General features: G+C 70.5%; 13 protein-coding genes and 2 pseudogenes. 9 read left to right on the top strand and 6 right to left on the bottom strand.

Features of this window, described 5'->3' with window-relative positions; all coding sequences use genetic code 11:
* The first annotated feature begins 9 nt into the window (after positions 1-9).
* From OHO27_RS32575 to OHO27_RS32560, 4 genes and pseudogenes are all read left to right on the top strand, one after another.
* Positions 10-805, top strand: a pseudogene (locus OHO27_RS32575) (aminoglycoside N(3)-acetyltransferase).
* A gap of 45 nt (positions 806-850) precedes the next feature.
* Positions 851-1,774 (top strand): ABC transporter ATP-binding protein, encoded by a 924-nt coding sequence (locus OHO27_RS32570; RefSeq protein WP_328428534.1) that lies wholly within the window; start codon positions 851-853, stop codon positions 1,772-1,774.
* Between the two features lie 240 nt (positions 1,775-2,014).
* Positions 2,015-2,731, top strand: coding sequence for an ABC transporter permease (locus OHO27_RS32565; RefSeq protein WP_328430624.1), 717 nt, complete (start codon positions 2,015-2,017; stop codon positions 2,729-2,731).
* Positions 2,732-2,807: 76 nt separating this feature from the next.
* Entirely contained in the window at positions 2,808-3,800 is a 993-nt protein-coding gene (locus OHO27_RS32560) for a COX15/CtaA family protein (protein ID WP_328430623.1), read from the top strand.
* A 1-nt stretch (position 3,801) separates the two neighbouring features.
* On the opposite strand, the gene OHO27_RS32555 is transcribed toward OHO27_RS32560, so the two are convergent.
* The 4 genes from OHO27_RS32555 to OHO27_RS32540 all read right to left on the bottom strand — a co-directional run bounded on the left by OHO27_RS32555 (position 3,802) and on the right by OHO27_RS32540 (position 7,125).
* A complete protein-coding gene (locus OHO27_RS32555; protein ID WP_328428533.1) occupies positions 3,802-4,557 on the bottom strand; it encodes a nucleotidyltransferase in 756 nt (251 codons plus the stop codon).
* Between the two features lie 18 nt (positions 4,558-4,575).
* On the bottom strand, positions 4,576-5,682 hold the full coding sequence (locus tag OHO27_RS32550) for an amidohydrolase family protein (protein ID WP_328428532.1): 1,107 nt from the start codon (positions 5,680-5,682) through the stop codon (positions 4,576-4,578).
* Between the two features lie 95 nt (positions 5,683-5,777).
* Positions 5,778-6,098: a hypothetical protein gene (locus OHO27_RS32545; protein ID WP_328428531.1), complete on the bottom strand. Its 321-nt coding sequence runs from the start codon at positions 6,096-6,098 to the stop codon at positions 5,778-5,780.
* Positions 6,099-6,156: 58 nt separating this feature from the next.
* Positions 6,157-7,125, bottom strand: a complete 969-nt coding sequence (locus OHO27_RS32540) for a heme o synthase (protein ID WP_443059640.1) — start codon at positions 7,123-7,125, stop codon at positions 6,157-6,159.
* A gap of 362 nt (positions 7,126-7,487) precedes the next feature.
* On the opposite strand from OHO27_RS32540, the gene tkt reads away from it, so the two are divergent.
* The 5 genes and pseudogenes from tkt (at position 7,488) to pgl (ending at position 14,260) form a co-directional block, all read left to right on the top strand.
* A complete protein-coding gene (gene tkt / locus OHO27_RS32535; protein WP_328428530.1) occupies positions 7,488-9,575 on the top strand; it encodes a transketolase in 2,088 nt (695 codons plus the stop codon).
* 34 nt (positions 9,576-9,609) lie between these two features.
* Complete coding sequence (gene tal, locus OHO27_RS32530) at positions 9,610-10,728, top strand: transaldolase (RefSeq protein WP_328428529.1); 1,119 nt, start codon at positions 9,610-9,612, stop codon at positions 10,726-10,728.
* A gap of 4 nt (positions 10,729-10,732) precedes the next feature.
* Positions 10,733-12,271: a glucose-6-phosphate dehydrogenase gene (zwf, locus tag OHO27_RS32525; protein WP_328428528.1), complete on the top strand. Its 1,539-nt coding sequence runs from the start codon at positions 10,733-10,735 to the stop codon at positions 12,269-12,271.
* The gene (gene opcA / locus OHO27_RS32520; protein ID WP_328428527.1) at positions 12,268-13,482 is read left to right on the top strand and encodes a glucose-6-phosphate dehydrogenase assembly protein OpcA; all 1,215 of its coding nucleotides are present in this window, start codon (positions 12,268-12,270) and stop codon (positions 13,480-13,482) included. Before zwf ends, opcA begins: the two co-directional genes overlap by 4 nt.
* A pseudogene (gene pgl, locus OHO27_RS43240) lies at positions 13,479-14,260 on the top strand (6-phosphogluconolactonase). The gene opcA and the pseudogene pgl overlap by 4 nt, the downstream one beginning before the upstream one ends.
* 65 nt (positions 14,261-14,325) lie before the next feature.
* On the opposite strand, the gene OHO27_RS32505 reads toward pgl, so the two are convergent.
* On the bottom strand, positions 14,326-15,165 hold the full coding sequence (locus tag OHO27_RS32505) for a carbohydrate ABC transporter permease (RefSeq protein ID WP_328428526.1): 840 nt from the start codon (positions 15,163-15,165) through the stop codon (positions 14,326-14,328).
* Positions 15,162-16,526, bottom strand: a complete 1,365-nt coding sequence (locus tag OHO27_RS32500) for an ABC transporter permease (protein ID WP_328428525.1) — start codon at positions 16,524-16,526, stop codon at positions 15,162-15,164. The genes OHO27_RS32505 and OHO27_RS32500 overlap by 4 nt, the downstream gene beginning before the upstream one ends.
* Positions 16,527-16,539 lie beyond the last annotated feature (13 nt).

Below are 16,539 nucleotides of genomic sequence, written 5' to 3'. Positions count from 1 at the left end.
TCCCGAAACATGTCGACACCCCCTCCGACCGGCCCTCTTGTCACTCGGGACACCCTCGCGGCACAACTGCGCGAGCTGGGCGTCCAAACCGGTGAAACCCTCCTCGTGCACTCGTCGCTCAGCTCCCTCGGCTGGGTCTGCGGAGGTGCCGTCGCGGTCGTCCAGGGGCTGCTCGACGCACTCGGTCCGGACGGCACCCTGGTCGTCCCCACCCAGACCGGTGACCTCTCGGACCCGGCGGTGTGGAGCAACCCGCCGGTACCCGAGGAGTGGTGGGACACGATCCGGGCGACCATGCCCGCCTACGACCCCCTGGTCACGCCCGCGCTCGGGGTGGGCGTGATCCCGGAGACCGTACGGACCTGGCCGGGTGCCCTGCGGCGCGCATCCGCAGACGTCCTTCGCCGCCGTCGGCCCGCGCGCGGCGCAGATCACCGAGGGCCACGCCCTCGACTGCCGGCTCGGCGAGCGCAGCCCGCTGGCCCGGCTGGAGGCGCTGCACGCGCGTGTGCTGCTGCTCGGCGCCGGTTACGCGACGTGCACCAGCTTCCATCTCGCGGAGTACCGGATACCTTCGCCGCTCGTGAAGGTCGGCCGGCCGGGGCCCGCGGGCTGGGAAGTGGTGACCGAGGTGTCGATCACATCGGACCGGTTCGACGAACTGGGGCGCGACTTCGACAGGGACCGTCCCATCGTACGGGGAAAGGTGGGCGCGGCCGAGGCACGGCTGTTCCCCGTGGCCGACGCGGTGGCGTACGCGGGGCGATGGCTGGAGATGCACCGGCCTCGCGCGCAGGAGATGTGAACCCGGCCGTTCGGGTTACCGGCCGCGTACCTAGACTCTGGAGCCATGCGAACTGAGCCCGTGGTCCAAGTCCAGGCCCTGGTGAAGCGGTACGGCACGAAGACCGCGGTGAACGGCCTCGACCTGGTGGCCCAGGCGGGCGTGACCGCCGTGCTCGGCCCCAACGGCGCGGGCAAGACGACGACCGTCGAGACCTGCGAGGGGTACCGCAAGCCGGACTCCGGCTCGGTGCGGGTCCTGGGCCTCGACCCGGTGCGGCAGTCCGGCGCGCTGCGGCCCCGGATCGGCGTGATGCTCCAGTCCGGCGGTGTCTACTCGGGCGCGCGGGCGGACGAGATGCTGCGCCATGTCGCCAAGCTGCACGCGCACCCCCTGGACGTGGACGCCCTCATCGAGCGGCTCGGCCTCGGCAGCTGCGGCCGAACCACGTACCGCCGTCTCTCCGGGGGTCAGCAGCAGCGGCTGGCGCTGGCCATGGCCGTCGTCGGCTGTCCGGAGCTGGTGTTCCTGGACGAGCCGACCGCGGGGCTCGACCCGCAGGCCCGCCGCGCGACCTGGGACCTGATCCGGGACCTGCGCGCGGACGGCGCCTCCGTCATCCTCACGACCCACTACATGGACGAGGCCGAGCAGCTCGCCGACGATGTCGCGATCATCGACGCGGGCCGGGTCATCGCCCAGGGCTCCCCGGAGGAGCTGTGCCGCGGCGGCGCCGAGAACACGCTCCGCTTCCTCGGCCGCCCGGGCCTGGACGTGGGCTCCCTGCTCAAGGCACTGCCCGCCGACTGCACGGCCGCGGAGCTGACACCGGGCTCGTACCGGGTCGTCGGCAAGGTCGACCCCCAGCTGCTGGCGACGGTGACGTCGTGGTGTGCGCAGCACGGGGTGATGCCGGACCGCATCTCTGTCGAACGGCACACCCTCGAAGACGTTTTTCTGGAGCTCACGGGCAAGGAGTTGCGCTCATGATCGCGCTCAGCACAGGGACCGGCCGGGGGTCCGGGGGTCGTCCCCCGGGAAGACACAGCCTGGAGCTCACGGGCAAGGAGTTGCGCTCATGATCGCGCTCAGCACAGGGACCGGCCGGGGGTCCGGGGGTCGTCCCCCGGGAAGACACAGCCTGGAGCTCACCGGCAAGGAGCTGCGTTCGTGACCACGGTCGGTACGGGTACGTACACCCCGAAGCCGGGCGCCGCCCCGCTCCCCCACATGATCGCGGCCCAGGCGGCACTCGAGACGAAGATGCTGCTGCGCAACGGCGAGCAGCTGCTGCTGACCGTCGTGATCCCCACGCTGCTGCTGGTCCTCTTCAGCACGGTGGACATCGCCGACACGGGCGCAGGCGAGGCCGTCGACTTCCTCGCCCCCGGCATCCTCGCGCTCGCCGTGATGTCGACGGCGTTCACGGGCCAGGCCATCGCCACGGGCTTCGAGCGCCGGTACGGCGTGCTGAAGCGGCTGGCGTCCTCCCCGCTGCCGCGCTGGGCCCTGATGACGGCGAAGACGGCGTCGGTGCTGGTCACCGAGGTCCTGCAGATCGCCCTGCTGACGGTGATCGCCTTCGCGCTGGGCTGGTCGCCGCAGGGAAACCCGGCAGCCGTCGTCCTCCTGCTGGTCCTGGGGACGGCCGCCTTCTCGGGACTCGGACTACTGATGGCCGGCACGCTCAAGGCCGAGGCCACCCTGGCCGCGGCCAACCTGGTCTTCCTGCTGCTGCTCGTCGGCGGCGGGGTGATCGTGCCGCTGGACAAGTTCCCGGCGGGGGCGCAGGACGTGCTGGGGCTGCTGCCGATCTCGGCACTGTCCGACGGGCTGCGCGACGTGCTTCAGCACGGGGCCGGGATGCCGTGGGGCGACCTGGGGATTCTGGCCGTGTGGGCGGTCGTCGGGCTCGCGGCGGCGGGCAGGTTCTTCCGCTGGGAGTAGCCCGGTCCGCGGGGCGAGAGGGGACCCTCGTGAAACCGTGCACAAGCGGCCGCCTACGATAGGGCCCGTGCCAAAGCTGACCCGCGCCGACGCCGTAGCGGCCGTGCGCAACCCCCTCGCCTTCATCGCCGCACGCTGGACCCCGAGCCCGAGGACGGTCCAACGGGCGGCCCTCGCCGCGCTCGTGATGTCGGTGCTCATCGTGGTCACCGGCGGTGCGGTGCGCCTCACCGGTTCCGGGCTCGGCTGCCCGACCTGGCCCAAGTGCACCGACGACTCGCTCACCGCCACCAGCGAGATGGGCCTGCACGGCGCCATCGAGTTCGGCAACCGCATGCTGACGTACGTGCTGTGCGCCGCCGTAGGCTGGGCGATCATCGCCGCGCGCGCTGAGAAGCCGCACCGCCGTGGCCTGACCCGGCTGGGCTGGGCGCAGTTCTGGATCGTGATGAGCAACGCGGTGCTCGGCGGCATCGTCGTGCTGGTCGGCCTCAACCCGTACACGGTCGCGGCCCACTTCGTGGCGACGTCCGCCCTGATCGCGGTCGCCACGGTGATGTGGCAGCGCACCCGGGAGGGCGACTCGACGCCGCGTCCGCTGGTCGGCAGGGCGGTGCGGCAGCTGGTGTGGGTCATGGTCGGGGCCTCGGTGCTGCTGATCCTGGTCGGCACGGTGGTCACCGGCGCCGGTCCGCACGCGGGAGACTCCAGCGAGGTCGAGCGGATGCCCCTCGACTGGGAGAACGTCACCAAGCTGCACGCCGTGCTGGCCTGGATCGTGGTCACGCTGACGTTCGCCCTGTGGTTCGTCCTCAAGGCGGTCGACGCCCCGAAGGGCCCTCTGAACCGCACCCGCGACCTCTTCCTGGTCCTCCTCGCCCAGGGCGTCATCGGCTACGTCCAGTACTTCACGGACCTCCCGGAGATCCTGGTGGGCCTGCACATGCTCGGCTCGGCCGTGACCTGGATCGCGGTCCTGCGGGTGGCGCTGGCCCTGCGGGAACGGCCGTTCGACGAGATCGGGATCCCGTCTCCGGCGGCCGAGCCGACGGTCGGCGCGCGCGCGTAGGTCAGCCGTACGTCGTCACCAACTCGTCGATCGCAGGGCCCAGATAGCTCCGAGTCAGGCCGGCCCTGCGCGTCGCCCACTCCCCGGCCGGCGTCGGGGGCGCAGAGCTGTCGTAGCGCCGGCTGCGGATGTCCTCGACGAGTTCGACGGGCGCTCCGAGGCCGGGCAGCAGGTCCAGGGCCTCGCGCTTGGAGATCAGCCGCCCATCGCGCAGGGTGACGCTCGCGCGGGCGTAGGTGATCACCCCCAGGTCGACCCACACGTCCTTCGTCCACAGCGAGGCCTTGTCGACCGCCGTCCGCCAGAAGTCCCGCTGGTCGCGTACGACGAACTCGCCGAGCTCCCGGTCCGGCACCGGCGGCAGCAGCCCGGCGGGCGCCTTCCCGTGCAGCACTCGGCCGAAGGCGTGCAGCTCGCGGCGGGTCACCGGGGTCACCGTCCGTTTGAACAACTGCTGGTGCGCCCAGGTGAGGTGGCGTCGGTCGGCGTCGTCCGCCGTGTCCGGCGTCAGGTACGTGCAGTGCAGCAGCGCGGCGAGCGGCTCGGACCGCAGCCGGGCGTGGACCTTCGCCACCTGCCAGATGATGCGGGGCGTGAGCGGGCCGTCCACGACGGCGATCAGGTCCAGATCGCTGCGGCCCTCCTGGTAGTCGCCCCCGGCGAGTGAGCCGTGCGCCCAGACGGCGACGGGAGCAGCGGGAGCGAGAGTCGTCGCCAGCTCGGCGAGGAAGCGGTCGAGTAAGGCATCGGTCGGCATCCGCCCAGTCTGTACGCCTCACTCCAGTGCGTACACCCGCCGGGCGTTCCCCGCCGCCACCATCCCCGCCACCCGTTGCGCGTCCCCCAGCGACCACGCCCCCTCGGCGACCCAGCCGCCGAGCACCCTGGCGAGGGCCTCGCGGAACAGGCGGGCTCCGACGACATGGAGCTCGGGCAGGCCCTGGGCGCCGCTGGAGAAGAGGATCTTGCCGAAGGGGGCCAGTTCCAGGATCTCGGCGAGGATCGTGGCCGCGCGGGCGCCGGTGCGGATGAGTGCCGCGCCCGAGTCGGCGTAGACGTGCGGGAATACCCCGGCCAGATGGGCGGCGTGGCGGTGGTACGGGTAGCCGTGCAGGAGGACCAGGTCCGTGCCGAGGCCGGCCGTCGCGCGGACGAAGTCCGTCAGCAGCACCGGGTCCGTGCGGTCGATGCGCAGCCCCGGCTCCCCCAGCCCCGCGTGCAGTTGCAGCGGCAGCCCCGACGCCACCGCGATCCACAGCAGGTGCCGCAGCAGCACCGGGTCGCTCAGCTCGCCGCCGACCCTGCGCGCCGCGAGCCAGCGCCCGGCGGCGCCCCGCACCTCCCCCGGCCCCGGCGGCTCGGGCGCGAGTGCGAGGCCGTGCCGTACACCCGCCACGGAAGTGAAGGCCACCGCGTTCGCCGCCGCGCCGTGCACGGACTCGGCGAGGTTGGCGAGAAAGGACTCGACCGTGCCGGAGGTGTCGGCGACCTGTTCGGCGAGGAGTTCGAGGCGCACGATCTCATGGGCCTCGGCGGATCCGGCGGACGCCATCTCCAGAGGGCCGGTGAGGTCGCCGGGCAGGCCGGTGTCGATCAGGTAGGTCGTGATGCCGCTGCCCCGCAGCAGCCGCCGGCCCGCCTCCAGGACTCCGAGTTCACGGCGCCGGGCGAGATAGCGGGCGGGTAAGCAGTGCGGTTCCAGGCCGAGGAGAGGCGGGCACCAGCGGCGTACGGCGAAACCGGTCTGGGTGTCGAAGAGCGTGGTGCCGGGTGCCGGTGGGCCCTCGGTGCGGGCCAACTGGGCCTCGAAGGTGCCGAGGCCCAGCTCCGTGCGCAGTACGCCGTGGCAGTACTGGTCCACGAGGGATGGCGTTTCGATCATCCGGACTCCCCGTGGGTGGACGCTGCGCTTGCTCTACAGGTCCTAACGGGTGAACCGGTGACTTGGTGTTGCGTAAGAAAAAAGGGGGGCGTGGTTCAGCCGCCGACTTGGATGCCGGCCATCCTCTTCCACTCGTACTCGCCCGTCTTCACCTTCGCCGCGAACTCGCCGTCGAAGGCCTCGTGGCGCGTGACGCCGGCCTTCTCCACCGCCTTCTCGGCGATCTCGTACGACGGAGCCACCAGGTCCCCCCAGCCGCCGTCCTCGCCGACGAGCACGATGCGGGCGCCCCGCTCGCCGATGTACGCGACCTGGGCCTCGGTGCCGCCGTGGGACTTCGCGAAGGCGTTGATCTGCTTGGCCAGCTTGGCCACCCTGCGCTCGGCCTTCTGGTCAACCTGCTGCGTGTCTGCCATGGCCAGGATGCTACTCACGAGTAGATCAGCTGGCGAGGGCAGGGCACTGTGACGTGCGTCAGCGCAGGAACGGGTCCACGGCCACCGCCACGAACAGCAGCGAGACGTAGGTGATCGACCAGTGGAACAGGCGCATTTCCTTCAGCTTGCCGCCCGCCACCTCGGCCTTCGCCCGGTTCTGCAGCGCGTGCGCCTCCCACAGCCACCAGCCGCCGGCGGCCAGCGCGACCACGGTGTAGAACCAGCCGGTGTAGCCGAGCGGCGTCAACAGCAGGGACACCGCGACCATCACCCAGCTGTAGATGACGATCTGCTTGGCGACGACCTTGTTCGAGGCGATGACGGGGAGCATGGGCACGCCCACGCGCGCGTAGTCGTCCTTCACCTTCATGGACAGCGGCCAGTAGTGCGGCGGGGTCCAGAAGAAGATCACCAGGAAGAGGATGAGCGGCGCCCAGGTGAGGGAGTTCGTGACGGCCGTCCACCCGATCAGCACCGGCATGCAGCCCGCGATGCCGCCCCACACGATGTTCTGCGAGGTACGGCGCTTGAGGATCATCGTGTAGACGACGACGTAGAAGAGGAGTGCGCCGAGGGAGAGCCAGGCCGACAGCCAGTTGACGGTGAGGCCGAACAGGAGTGTGGAGACGGCCGCCAGCGCGATGCCGAAGGCCAGGCACTCGCGCGGGCTGACCATCCCGGTGACCAGCGGGCGCTGCGAGGTGCGGTCCATGAGCGCGTCGATGTCACGGTCGATGTACATGTTCAGCGCGTTGGCGCCGCCGGCGGAGAGGTAGCCGCCGATACAGGTGAGCAGCACCAGACCGAGGTCGGGCACACCCTGCTCCGCCAGGAACATCACCGGAACGGTGGTGATCAGCAGCAGCTCGATGATCCGCGGCTTGGTAAGCGCCACGAACGCCTTGACCCGGGCCCCGATCGGCCGCCGGCTCGGGCTCTGGCTCGTCCCGATAATCCCCGCTGGACGGGATTCAACGGCCGTCACGCACACCCCTGACAGAGACATCCCAGCAAGCCTCCCCGTGTGAAGTCCCGGTAAAGGCTCGCGCGTACCACGCCACTGTAGACGTTGCCCAGACCCGGACATTCGCGGGGGTGGGGTCGTGTTGGAGGGGGTGGTCCGACGGGCGCACCGAAGCTCGATTGAGCACCCGGATGAGCGCCTGCGTATTCACTTGCCGAACGCGGAACGAGCCAGTCGGGAGGCGCATCCCGGCGACTCCCGGCAGTCTGGAATGACTCGAAAAAACGCACGTACTTCCAGGGGTAGGCTCGACAACGGCCGGCCGACGCCGAGAACGCCGGCAGCCGGTGGGCGCATGCCCGAAACACCGGCATCCGACATGTGGAGAGGAGCCCTGACCCAGGGTGAGCACCAAGCCGACCACCACAGACCTCGAGTGGACCGAGCTGGACCAGCGGGCCGTCGACACCGCCCGCGTCCTGGCCGCCGATGCCGTACAGAAGGTCGGAAACGGCCATCCGGGAACGGCGATGAGCCTGGCACCTGCCGCCTACACCCTCTTCCAGAAGGTGATGCGGCACGACCCGGCGGACGCCGACTGGGTCGGGCGCGACCGCTTCGTGCTGTCCGCGGGACACTCGTCCCTGACCCTCTACACCCAGCTGTACCTGGCCGGCTTCGGCCTGGAGCTGGACGACCTGAAGGCGTTCCGGACCTGGGGTTCGAAGACCCCCGGTCACCCGGAGTACGGCCACACCACGGGCGTCGAGACGACGACCGGCCCGCTGGGCCAGGGTGTCGCCAACGCCGTGGGCATGGCGATGGCCGCCCGCTACGAGCGCGGTCTGTTCGACCCGGAGGCCCCCGAGGGCACCTCCCCGTTCGACCACTTCGTCTACGCCATCGCCGGTGACGGCTGCCTCCAGGAGGGCATTTCCGCCGAGGCCTCCTCGATGGCCGGCCACCAGAAGCTCGGCAACCTGATCCTGCTGTGGGACGACAACCACATCTCGATCGAGGGCGACACCGAGACGGCGGTCTCCGAGGACACCGTCAAGCGGTACGAGGCATACGGCTGGCACGTCCAGCGCGTCGCCCCGCAGCCGGACGGCGACCTCGACCCGCACGCCATCTACGACGCGATCGAGGAAGCGAAGAAGGTGACGGACAAGCCGTCCTTCATCGCGATGCGCTCGATCATCGCCTGGCCGGCCCCGAACGCGCAGAACACCGAGGCCGCCCACGGCTCGGCGCTCGGCGACGACGAGGTCGCGGCCACCAAGCGCGTCCTCGGCTTCGACCCGGAGCAGAGCTTCGAGGTCTCCGACGAGGTCATCGCCCACACCCGGGGTGCCCTGGAGCGCGGCCAGGCGGCCCGTGCCGTGTGGGAGAAGTCCTTCCAGCAGTGGCGGGACAACAACGCCGAGCGCGCCGCCGAGTTCGACCGCATCGCCGCGGGCGAGCTGCCCACCGGCTGGGAGGAGAAGCTCCCGGTCTTCGAGCCCGGCAAGGGCGTCGCGACGCGTGCCGCGTCCGGCAAGGTGCTGCAGGCCCTCGGTGCGGTCATCCCGGAGCTGTGGGGCGGCTCGGCCGACCTGGCCGGCTCCAACAACACGACGATCGACAAGACGTCGTCGTTCCTCCCGGCGGACAACCCGCTCCCGGAGGCGAACCCGTACGGCCGCACGATCCACTTCGGCATCCGCGAGCACTCCATGGCCGCGGAGATGAACGGCATCGCGCTGCACGGCAACACCCGTATCTACGGCGGCACGTTCCTCGTGTTCTCCGACTACATGCGCAACGCCGTACGCCTGTCGGCGCTCATGCACCTGCCGGTGACGTACGTGTGGACGCACGACTCCATCGGTCTCGGTGAGGACGGCCCCACCCACCAGCCGATCGAGCACCTCGCGTCCCTGCGCGCCATCCCCGGTCTCAATGTCGTGCGTCCCGCCGACGCCAACGAGACCGCGATCGTCTGGCGCGAGATCCTGGGGCGCTACACCAAGGAGTTCGGCAAGGGCGCCCCGCACGGGCTGGCGCTGACCCGTCAGGGCGTGCCGACGTACGAGGCCAACGACGACGCCGCGCGCGGTGGTTACGTGCTGTTCGAGGCCGACGGCGGCGAGCCGCAGGTCGTCCTCATCGCGACCGGCTCCGAGGTGCACGTCGCCGTCGAGGCGCGCGAGCAGCTGCAGGCGGACGGGGTGCCGACGCGCGTCGTGTCCATGCCGTCCGTGGAGTGGTTCGAGGAGCAGGACCAGGGGTACCGGGACAGCGTTCTTCCGCCGGCCGTCAGGGCGCGGGTCGCGGTGGAGGCCGGCATCGGTCTCACCTGGCACAAGTACGTCGGGGACGCGGGTCGCATCGTTTCCCTGGAGCACTTCGGTGCTTCGGCCGACGGCAAGGTCCTTTTCCGGGAGTTCGGCTTCACTGCCGAGAACGTGGCCGCTGCCGCGCGGGAATCCCTCGCCGCGGCCCAGCGCTGACGCTCATATACGAGACGTAGGAGTTTGATTTTCCATGACAGACGCACTCAAGCGCCTCTCCGAGGAAGGCGTCGCGATCTGGCTGGACGACCTGTCGCGCCAGCGCATCACGTCCGGCAACCTCGCCGAGCTGATCGACCAGCAGCACGTCGTGGGTGTCACGACCAACCCGACGATCTTCCAGAAGGCGATCAGCAGCGGTGACGGTTACGAGCAGCAGCTCACCGACCTCGCCGCCCGCAAGGTCACCGTCGAAGAGGCCGTACGCATGATCACGACGGCGGACGTCCGCGACGCCGCCGACATCCTGCGCCCGGTCTTCGACGCCACCGGCGGCCAGGACGGCCGGGTCTCCATCGAGGTCGACCCGCGCCTGGCCCACAACACCCGTGCGACCGTCGCCGAGGCCAAGCAGCTGGCCTGGCTGGTCGACCGGCCCAACACCCTCATCAAGATCCCGGCCACCAAGGCGGGCCTCCCGGCGATCACCGAGGTCATCGGCCGCGGAATCAGCGTCAACGTCACGCTGATCTTCTCGCTGGAGCGCTACCGCGAGGTCATGGACGCCTACCTCGCCGGTCTGGAGAAGGCCAAGGCCAAGGGCCTGGACCTGTCCAAGATCCGGTCGGTGGCGTCGTTCTTCGTGTCCCGCGTGGACACCGAGATCGACAAGCGGATCGACGCGCTCGGCACCGACGAGGCCAAGGCCGCGCGCGGCAAGGCGGCCGTGGCCAACGCGCGGCTCGCCTACGAGGCGTACGAGGAGGTCTTCTCCTCCGACCGCTGGAGCGCGCTGGAGAACGCGGGCGCCAACAAGCAGCGTCCGCTGTGGGCCTCCACCGGCGTGAAGGACAAGGCCTACAAGGCCACCCTGTACGTCGACGACCTGGTCGCGCCGAACACGGTCAACACCATGCCGGAGGCCACCCTGCAGGCGACCGAGGAGAGCGGCTCGATCACCGGCAACACCATCGCAGGCACCTACCAGCAGGCCCGCGCCGACCTGGACGCGGTAGAGCGGCTCGGCATCTCGTACGACGACGTCGTCCAGGTACTGGAGGACGAGGGCGTCGAGAAGTTCGAGGCGTCCTGGAACGACCTGCTCAAGTCGACCGAGGCAGAGCTCGAGCGCCTCGCCCCCTCGGAGGGCTGATCCCTTGCCACCCTTCACCGTCACTGAAGCGAACCCGCTTCGTGACGCCGCCGACCGACGGCTCCCGCGTATCGCGGGGCCGTCGGGCCTGGTGATCTTCGGCGTTACGGGCGATTTGTCACGTAAGAAGCTGATGCCGGCCGTTTACGACCTCGCCAACCGGGGTCTGCTGCCGCCGGGTTTCTCGCTGGTGGGCTTCGCCCGCCGTGAGTGGGCCAACGAGGACTTCGCGCAGGAGGTCCACGACGCCGTCAAGGCGCACGCCCGCACCCCCTTCCGTGAGGAGGTCTGGCAGCAGCTCATCCAGGGCATGCGCTTCGTGCAGGGCACCTTCGACGACGACGACGCCTTCGAGCGGCTGCGCGGCACCATCGAGGAGCTGGACAAGGCCCAGGGCACGGGCGGCAACTTCGCCTTCTACCTCTCGGTGCCGCCGCGCTCCTTCCCGGTGGTCATCCAGCAGCTGAAGAAGCACGGCCTCGCCGACCAGACGAGCAGCTCCTGGCGGCGCGCGGTCATCGAGAAGCCCTTCGGACACGACCTGAAGTCGGCCGAGGAGCTCAACAAGGTCGTGCACGAGGTCTTCGCCCCGGACCAGGTCTTCCGCATCGACCACTACCTGGGCAAGGAGACCGTCCAGAACATCCTGGCGCTGCGGTTCGCCAACACGATGTTCGAGCCGATCTGGAACCGGTCCTTCGTGGACCACGTGCAGATCACCATGGCCGAGGACATCGGCATCGGCGGTCGCGCCGGCTACTACGACGGCATCGGCGCCGCCCGTGACGTCATCCAGAACCACCTGCTCCAGCTCCTGGCGCTGACCGCGATGGAGGAGCCCGCCTCCTTCGACGCGGACGCGCTGGCGGCCGAGAAGACCAAGGTGCTCGGTGCCGTACGGCTGCCGAAGGACCTGGGCCGGGACACGGTGTTCGGGCAGTACGCGGCCGGCTGGCAGGGCGGCGAGAAAGCGGTCGGGTACCTCCAGGAGGAGGGCATCGACGCCAAGTCCAAGACGGACACGTACGCCGCGATCAAGGTGGGGATCGACAACCGCCGCTGGGCGGGCGTCCCCTTCTATCTGCGCACCGGCAAGCGCCTGGGCCGCCGCGTCACCGAGATCGCGGTCGTCTTCCAGCGCGCGCCGCACTCCCCCTTCGACACGACCGCCACCGAGGAGCTCGGCCAGAACGCGATCGTGATCCGCGTCCAGCCGGACGAGGGCGTCACGGTCCGCTTCGGCTCGAAGGTGCCGGGCACGTCGATGGAGATCCGGGACGTGTCGATGGACTTCGCGTACGGCGAGTCCTTCACGGAGTCGAGCCCGGAGGCGTACGAGCGTCTGATCCTGGACGTCCTCCTGGGCGACTCGAACCTCTTCCCGCGCACCGAGGAGGTCGAGCTGTCCTGGAAGATCCTCGACCCGATCGAGGAGTACTGGGACACCAACGGCAAGCCGGCCCAGTACCCGTCCGGTACCTGGGGCCCCGTCGAGGCGGACGAAATGCTCGAGCGAGACGGACGGAGCTGGCGCCGGCCATGAAGATAGACCTCACGGACACCACGGCCAGCAAGATCAACAAGGCGCTGGTGCAGGGCCGCCGGGCCATCGGCACGCCGGCCGTCGGCATGGTGCTCACGCTGGTCATCGTGACGGACGAGGAGAACGCCTACGACGCTCTGAGGGCCGCCAACGACGCCTCGCGCGAGCACCCCTCGCGCACGCTCGTGGTCATCAAGCGCGTCTCGCGCTCGCCCCGCGACCGTACGCAGTCCCGGCTGGACGCCGAGGTGCGGCTGGGCGCGGAAGCGGGCACCGGCGAGACGGTCGTCCTGCGTCTGTACGGCGAGGTGTCCGACCACGCCCAGTCGGTCGTCCTGCCGCTCCTCCTGCCGGACGCCCCGGTGGTGGTCTGGTGGCCGGTCAACGCACCGCTCGACCCGGCGAAGGACCCGCTGGGCGCGCTGGCCCAGCGCCGGGTGACCGACACGTACGCCTCGGAACAGCCGGTACGGGAGCTGTCGGCCCGCGCCGACGCCTACACACCCGGCGACACCGACCTGTCCTGGACCCGGATCACGCCGTGGCGCTCGATGCTGGCGGCGGCTCTGGACCAGGTGGTCTGCGAGGTGCAGGCCGTCGAGGTGGAGGGCGAGGAGTTCAACCCGAGCTGTGAACTGCTGGCGATGTGGCTCGCGGACCGGCTGGACGTCCCCGTCAAGCGGTCGCTGTCGTCGGGCCCCGGCCTGACGGCGGTCCGTATGGACACCGACTGCGGCCCGATAGCGCTCGACCGGGCGGACGGCTCCCTGGCGACCCTCTCCATCCAGGGCCAGCCGGACCGTGCGGTGGCGCTGAAGCGGCGGGAGACGTCCGAGCTGATCGCGGAGGAGCTGCGACGGCTCGACCCGGACGACACGTACGCCTCCGCGCTGCGGTTCGGGGTGGAGCGGCTGAACGCCGGGCCGGCTCAGGCGGTCCGGGGCGTCGAGGCCGCGATCGCCAAGGCCGCGCAGGCCGTCGCCCTGGCCGAGGCCGCCGTGGCCAGGGCCGAGGAGTCGCCGGCCGAGCAGTCACAGGCCGGAGAGTCGCAGGCCGAGCAGGCCGGGGAAGCGCAGGCCGGGGAGGGATCGCCGGCCAAAGGAGAACAGGCCGGACGAGCCGCTCTCCCGGCTCCCGTCGAAACCGCTGCGAAAGCACCCGCGAAAGAAGCGACGGCACCGGAACCGGTGAAGAAGGCGGCGGCCAAGTGAGTACTCCGCAGCTGGTCGTGCACCACGACAAGGAGCTGATGGCGCAGGCCGCGGCGGCCCGGCTGATCACGAAGATCGTGGACGCGCAGGCCTCCCGGGGCTCGGCGTCCGTGGTCCTCACAGGCGGCCGCAACGGCAACGGCCTGCTGGCCGCGCTCGCGGCCGCCCCCGCCCGGGACGCCGTCGACTGGAGTCGGCTGGACCTCTGGTGGGGCGACGAGCGCTTCCTGCCCGAGGGCGATCCGGAGCGCAACGTCACGCAGGCGCGTGCAGCCCTGCTGGACGAGGTGCCGCTGGATCCGAAGCGGGTGCACGCCATGCCCGCCTCGGACGGCCCGTTCGGCACGGACGTGGAGGCGGCCGCTGCCGCCTACGCGGAGGAGCTGGCGAGGGCGGCGGGACCGGAGAACCACGGCGCGGTTCCCACGTTCGACGTCCTGATGCTGGGCGTGGGTCCGGACACACATGTGGCCTCCCTGTTCCCGGAACTCCCCGCGGTACGGGAGACGGACCGCACGGTCGTCGGCGTGCACGGCGCCCCCAAGCCCCTCCGACCCGTGTCACCCTCACGCTGCCCGCGATCCGGGCGGCGCGTGAGGTGTGGCTGCTGGCGGCGGGCGAGGACAAGGCGCAGGCGGCGGCGATCGCGCTGTCGGGCGCGGGTGAGATCCAGGCACCGGCGGCCGGGGCGTACGGCCGCGCCAGGACGCTGTGGCTGCTGGACGCGGCGGCGGCTTCGCAGTTGCCGCGGTCGCTGTATCCACCGGCGTCCGCGTGAACGCGCTTCGGGCCCTCGCTTCCCGGTGAAGCGAGGGCCCGAAGCACATGCACCGCTTGCCCGGGCTACTTCACCGACCCGGCCATCACGCCCTGTACGAAGTGCCGCTGGAACGCGAAGAACACCACGACCGGCACCACCAGCGACACGAACGCCCCCGGCGCCAGCACGTCGATGTTGCTGCCGAACTGCCGGATCTGGGACTGCAGTTCAACCGTGAGCGGCTGCGACGCGCTGTCCGCGAAGAGCAGCGCAACCAGCATGTCGTTCCACACCCACAGGAACTGGAAGATGGCGAGCGAGGCGATCGCCGGGCGCCCCACCGGGAGTACCAGCCGCGTGAAGATCCGCCACTCGCTGCCCCCGTCCATCCGCGCCGCCTCCAGCATCTCCTTGGGCAGCTCGGCGAAGTAGTTCCGCAGCAGGAACACCGCGAACGGCAGACCGTAGGCCACGTGGAAGAGGACGACACCGGGAATCGTGCCGAACAGCCCCAGCTGGCCGAAGAGTTTGGCGACCGGGAGCAGCCCGATCTGCACGGGCACCACGAGCAGCGCCACGACGACCAGGAAGATCGCCTCGCGTCCGGGGAAGTCCAGCCACGCGAAGGCGTACCCGGCGAGTGCCGCGAGGACGACCACCAGCAAAGTCGCCGGCACCGAGATCAGCACGGTGTTCCAGAAGGCCTGGGTGATCCCGGCGTTGCCGAGCAGTGCCGAGTAGTTGTCGAAGGACAGCTGGCCGGGGCTGGTGAACACGGTCCACCAGCCGCCCGTCGCCGTGTCCTCGGCGGACCGCATCGACGACAGGAACAGCCCCGCCAGCGGCGTCAGCCACACCAGCCCGATCACCACGAGAAACGCCTGGACCAGGCCGTTGCCCAGTCCGCGCCTGACCGCGTTCATCGCTGACTCCCTCGGAAACGGCGGACGTTGAAGACCATGGCGGGGATGACGAGCAGCAGGAGCAGTACACCGAGCGCGCTGCCCAGGCCCTGGTTGTTGCCGCCGCCGAACGACACCAGCCACATCTGCGTCGCGAGTACGGTCGCGTCCTCCTGCACCGGCCCGGGCGCGATGATGTAGACGAGGTCGAAGACCTTCATCACGTTGATGACGAGGGTGATGAACACGACCGTCAGCACCGGCGCCAGCAGCGGAACCGTGATCCGCCGGAAGATCTGCCACTCGTTCGCGCCGTCCATCCGCGCGGCCTCCAGCGCGTCCCGGGGCAGGGTCGCCAGACCCGCGCCGATCAGGACCATCGCGAACCCGGTCCAGATCCACAGGTACGCCCCGATGATCGCCGGCGTGACGAGCGTGGGCCCGAGCCAGGAGACGCCCTCGTAGGGGGCGGCGAAGTTCGAGGCCGGCAGCTTCACCGTGTACGAGCCGTCGTCCAGCCCCTCGAAACGGAACGAGCCGTCGGCCGCCGTGGTCGTCGAGGCGACCGCCTCCCCGTCACGCACCGCCTCGACCGTCATCTCCGGCAGCCCGCTCTCCCGCTGGTCGACCTTGCCCTGCTCCCCTCCCCCACCGGGCGTGAAGTCGAGGTACACGACGCCGCTGAGCTCACCGGGGCCCGCTTTCTGCCCCGCGGCCGCGTCCGCCGGCCGGGCGTCCCCGGGAAGGTCCGCCGGAAGCACACCGACGAGTCCGAGCGTCACGGCCTGGCCGGGGGACGCGGTCCCGGTCGTGCCGTACGAGCCGTCCGCCCCCTTCGCCAGCCCCTGCCCGTCGCGCGCCCGTGCCGTCGGATACGTCGACGTGCCCTGGAAGGCGTCGTGCACGGAGACGGCGGCGGCGTTCAGCACGCCCTTGTCCGGGTCCTCGTCGTAGGCGAGCCGGAAGATGATGCCGGCGGCGAGGAAGGACACGGCCATCGGCATGAACAGCAGCAGCTTGAAGGCGGTCGCCCAGCGGACCTTCTCCACCAGCACGGCCAGGATCAGACCGAGGCCCGTCAGCAGGGCCGGGGCCACGACGACCCAGATGGTCGTGTTGCGGATCGCGTTGAGTGTCGCCGGGTCGCGGAACATCTCGGAGTAGTTCTCGCCGCCCACGAACTCGGTGCCGGAGGCGTCGAAGAAGCTGCGCCCGATGGAGAACAGCACGGGGTAGACGACGAGTGCGCCCAGCAGGAGCAGCGCGGGAAAGACGAAGAGGAGGGCGATGATCCGCCCGCGCCGCCGTGAGCGTCGGGCGCGCGCCTTGCCGTCGCCCGGGACGGGCGACGGGCTTGCCTCTTTCACGAGGGTGGCGGTCATGTCCGGTCAGCTT

This window comes from Streptomyces sp. NBC_00443, from assembly GCF_036014175.1.
GTDB lineage: Bacteria > Actinomycetota > Actinomycetes > Streptomycetales > Streptomycetaceae > Streptomyces.
The sequence above is the reverse complement of the archived record's forward strand: the minus strand, read 5'-3'. Positions and strand labels throughout refer to the sequence as shown.